General features: G+C 73.3%; 3 protein-coding genes and 1 pseudogene. 2 read left to right on the top strand and 2 right to left on the bottom strand.

Annotated elements, in window-relative coordinates; genetic code table 11:
- Both ACYC1Z_RS14660 and ACYC1Z_RS14655 read right to left on the bottom strand, forming a co-directional pair.
- Positions 1-478, bottom strand: a pseudogene (locus tag ACYC1Z_RS14660) (transcription-repair coupling factor); the annotation flags it as partial.
- Positions 479-1,122: 644 nt separating this feature from the next.
- Entirely contained in the window at positions 1,123-1,626 is a 504-nt protein-coding gene (locus ACYC1Z_RS14655; protein WP_461410254.1) for a DUF2231 domain-containing protein, read from the bottom strand.
- Positions 1,627-1,706: 80 nt separating this feature from the next.
- Between ACYC1Z_RS14655 and lhgO the strand changes: the two genes are divergently transcribed.
- Complete coding sequence (gene lhgO / locus ACYC1Z_RS14650) at positions 1,707-2,909, top strand: L-2-hydroxyglutarate oxidase (RefSeq protein ID WP_461410253.1); 1,203 nt, start codon at positions 1,707-1,709, stop codon at positions 2,907-2,909.
- Between the two features lie 369 nt (positions 2,910-3,278).
- The coding region (locus tag ACYC1Z_RS14645; protein WP_461410252.1) for a hypothetical protein at positions 3,279-3,589 on the top strand (311 nt) is incomplete at its 3' end.

Here is a 3,589-nt window from a genome sequence, read left to right as displayed (position 1 = left end):
CGACCTCCTGGCCGACCTGCACAGCGACCGGCTCGAGGTCGCCGAGGCCGGTCACCACCGGCTGCAGCAGCGCCCGCACCGGTATCACGAGCACCCGGATCTCCCCGGCGGGCCCGCCGTCGGGGGTGGGGTGCGCGAGCCGGCGCAGCACCGCGAGCCGTCGCGCGACGGTGTCCGATCGCGGTGAGAGCCGCTCGTGCGGCAGGGTCTCCCAGGCCGGGAAGATCGCGACCTCGTCGTACCCGAGGTAGTTGCGCAGGTTCGCCGCGGCCTCGTCGGCCTCCCGGCCGGTGGCGGTGACGACGACGACCGGGCGCCCGCCGTCCCCGGAAACGATCTCGGTGACGAGGGCGGCCCGGACGCCGAGGGGCGCGTTGATCATGACCTGCGGCGGCAGGACCGGCCCGTGGGCCGTCTCCGTGGCGGCGGCGATGGCCGGGTCGGTCCGTAGCAGCGGGAGCAGTCCGGTGAGCTTCATGTGTCCTTCGGGCAGCACGGGAGCCCCGCGTCCGGGTTCGGGGCGGGGTGCCAGGAAAGTCTACGGCGCGGGGCAGCGCGTCGCAGCGAGCAGCAGTGGCGGTCACGGTGGCCTGCCGGCGGCAGTGCGGTGCGTCTGCCGGCGGCGTCAACGCGGCATCCGTTCCGTCAGATGACCGCACGGCCTAAGGTCCGACCCCGTGCCGGCGGCGTCGTTCTCCCCAGGCCGGCCGTCGTGGGTGGCCGGCGGTGGCGTGTTGACCCGGACATGTGCTGTTGATGCCACCCGGTCCACAGATTTGGCGGTATTCCGCCATTCCTCTGGTGCGGTCGAGCGTGCGTTCGATCATCGAACGTCCACCGTCACCAGATCACCATCGAACGCACCCACAGCACCTGACACGTCACCCGCACCAACGCCACCACGATCACCATCACCGCCCTCCCGATGCCATCCCACCGACCTGGCCCATCACCACCTGAGCGCTGTCGACGCCGCGGTGCGGGTCCGGCCGGAACGTGACCAGCTGCCGAATCCCCGCTCGTCCACCGCCGACCGTCGAACGGGAGGCGGTCGGCAGTGAGCACGTCGGCCTGGGGAGTCGTCCCACCGGATCGCTCGAGCTCGCCGCGGCGGCGCGCCCGCTACTCCGGCGCGGTGACGATGTCGCCCCACACGGAGCGGGCGCCGCTCTCCCCCACGCGGACGACCTGGAACCCGGCGGCGAGCGCGGCCACCAGCACCAGGACGGCGAGTGCGCTCAACGCCCGGGAGCCGCGGTGCCTGCTCGGCGTCCCCTCCCGCGGCGGCCCGCCGCGTGCCCCTCCCGCAACCCGGCGGTCGGCGAGGACGAACGCCCAGAGGAGCACGGTGAGAGCAAGGCCGTACCAGATCAGCTGCCCGCCGAGCTGCTGGTGGGCGCCGTCAGGTGCGCCCACCCGGCCGGCGAGCTGGAGCCCGCTGCGCGTCGCCACCGGCACGAGCGCGGTGCCCGCCGTCGCCACCAGGGCGGTCAGCGGGCCGTACGCGCGGCGCCAGCGCGGCACGAGCACCACCACGACCGCACCCGCCACCGCGAGCGGCAGCAGGATCACGACCGCATGAACCACGAGCGCGTGCACCGGCAGTCCGTTCACCAGGTCGAACATGTCCCCTCCCACCCGGTACGTCCGTCGCCCTGTCGGTGATACGGCACCGGGACGGTTACGGATTCCGTCACGCTGGGCCGGTGGCGCACGTCATGGTGGGTGGTGGCGGGATCATCGGTCTGGCGACAGCGGCGCGGCTGAGTGCTCGCGGCGACGACGTCACGGTCGTGGAGAAGGAGGACCGGCTCGCCGGCCACCAGACGGGCCGGAACTCCGGTGTCATCCACTCGGGGCTGTACTACACCGCCGGCAGCCTCAAGGCGAGGCTGGGCGTCGCAGGCGCACGGAGCATGCTCGACTTCGCCCGCGAGCACGGCGTCGCCGTCGAACGCACCGGGAAGCTCGTGGTGGCCGTCGACGAGCGGGAGATGCCCGGCCTGCTCCGGCTTGCCGAGCGAGCCGAGGCAAATGCGGTACCGGCCCGGCTCCTCTCCATGGGCGAGGCGCGCACGTACGAGCCGCACGTGGCCGCCGTCGCGGCGCTCCGGGTCGAGAGCACGGGCATCGTCGATTACCGCGGCATCTGCGACGCGCTCGCCGGCCTCGTCCGTGACGGCGGCGGCACGGTCCGCCTGTCCACCATGTTCCTCGGGGCCCGCACCCGGGCGGGACGGGTGCACATTCGGCTGCGCGCCGCGGGCGGTGACGAGGATCTTGTTGCGGACGGGCTCGTCGTGTGCGGAGGCTTGCACGCCGACCGCCTGGCCCGCGCGAGCGGGGTGGAGCCGGGCGTGCGGATCGTGCCGTTCCGCGGCGAGTACTACGAGCTCACCCCACGAGCGGCCGAGCTCGTTCACGGCCTGGTGTATCCCGTCCCGGACCCGCGCTTCCCGTTCCTGGTTGTCCACCTCACGCGGATGGTCCACGGTGGCGTGCACGCCGGACCGAATGCCGTCCTGGCACTGGCCCGTGAGGGGTATCGGTGGCGTGACATCGAGATCGCCGACGTCGCCGACGCCGCGACCTGGCCGGGGTTGTGGACACTCGCCTGGCACAACTGGGCGCCCGGGCTGCGGGAGGTGGCACGGTCCGCATCCCCCACACCCTTCGCGCGCTCGCTGGCACGCCTGGTGCCGGGGCTCAGTGCCGCCGACCTCACGCCGTCGCCTGCCGGGGTGCGGGCGCAGGCGCTGCGGCGAGACGGCTCGCTGGTCGACGACTTCGAGGTGAACACCGCAGCGGGCCAGGTGCATGTGCTCAACGCCCCCTCCCCGGCAGCGACGGCGGCGCTGGAGATCGCGAAGCATCTGGTCGAGCGGCTCGACCAGGTCCGCGCGGGCTGACGGCCTGCCGCTCCGCGCGCCTTCCGACGCAGCCGGTTCCGACGCAGCCGGTTCCGACGCAGCCAGTTCCGGCACCGAGCCGGCCACGTCATGCAGGCACACCGGCGGCACCAAACACCCTTCCTCACCCGCAGCGCGAGCTGGTTCACCCTGCCGGCCCACCCTGCTCACCCCGCCGTTTCAACCAGGCTTCGCCCGCAGTACCTCACTCCCTCCGGCCGGCCGCTGATTGATTGGCAGTGCTGCGCGAGCACGGGGGCACCTGGCCCGCACAGCTCGCCGGGAACATGCGGAGGAAGCGATGGCCAGGGCAGCCCAGATGCCAACACCCACCGACGTCGTCGGGCGGACCAGCACGGACGCGCCGGCATGAGCGCAGCGATCGACCCGGCGGCACTCGTCCCCCTGAAGGTCAGCCGCACCTCGCGCACGTGGCGCGCGGACGCGAGGGTCCGGCCCGCGCTCGCTCCCACGACGGCTCCGGGCTGGCACCGGTGGGCTCCCGCCTACCGGGCGTTCGCGATCACGTCCGACCTCGTCGCGACCTTCGCGATCATCACCGTTCCCCTCGGGCTGTCCCTCCCCCGGGCGGAGGCGCTCACCGCTGGGGCAGTCGTCGCCGTCGGCATGGTGGCCCTCATCGCCATGCACCACGGAGACGCGACGCGGTCCGCGGCCAG

The organism is Georgenia sp. (genome assembly GCF_054605595.1).
This window is presented reverse-complemented; position numbering and strand designations above follow the sequence as displayed.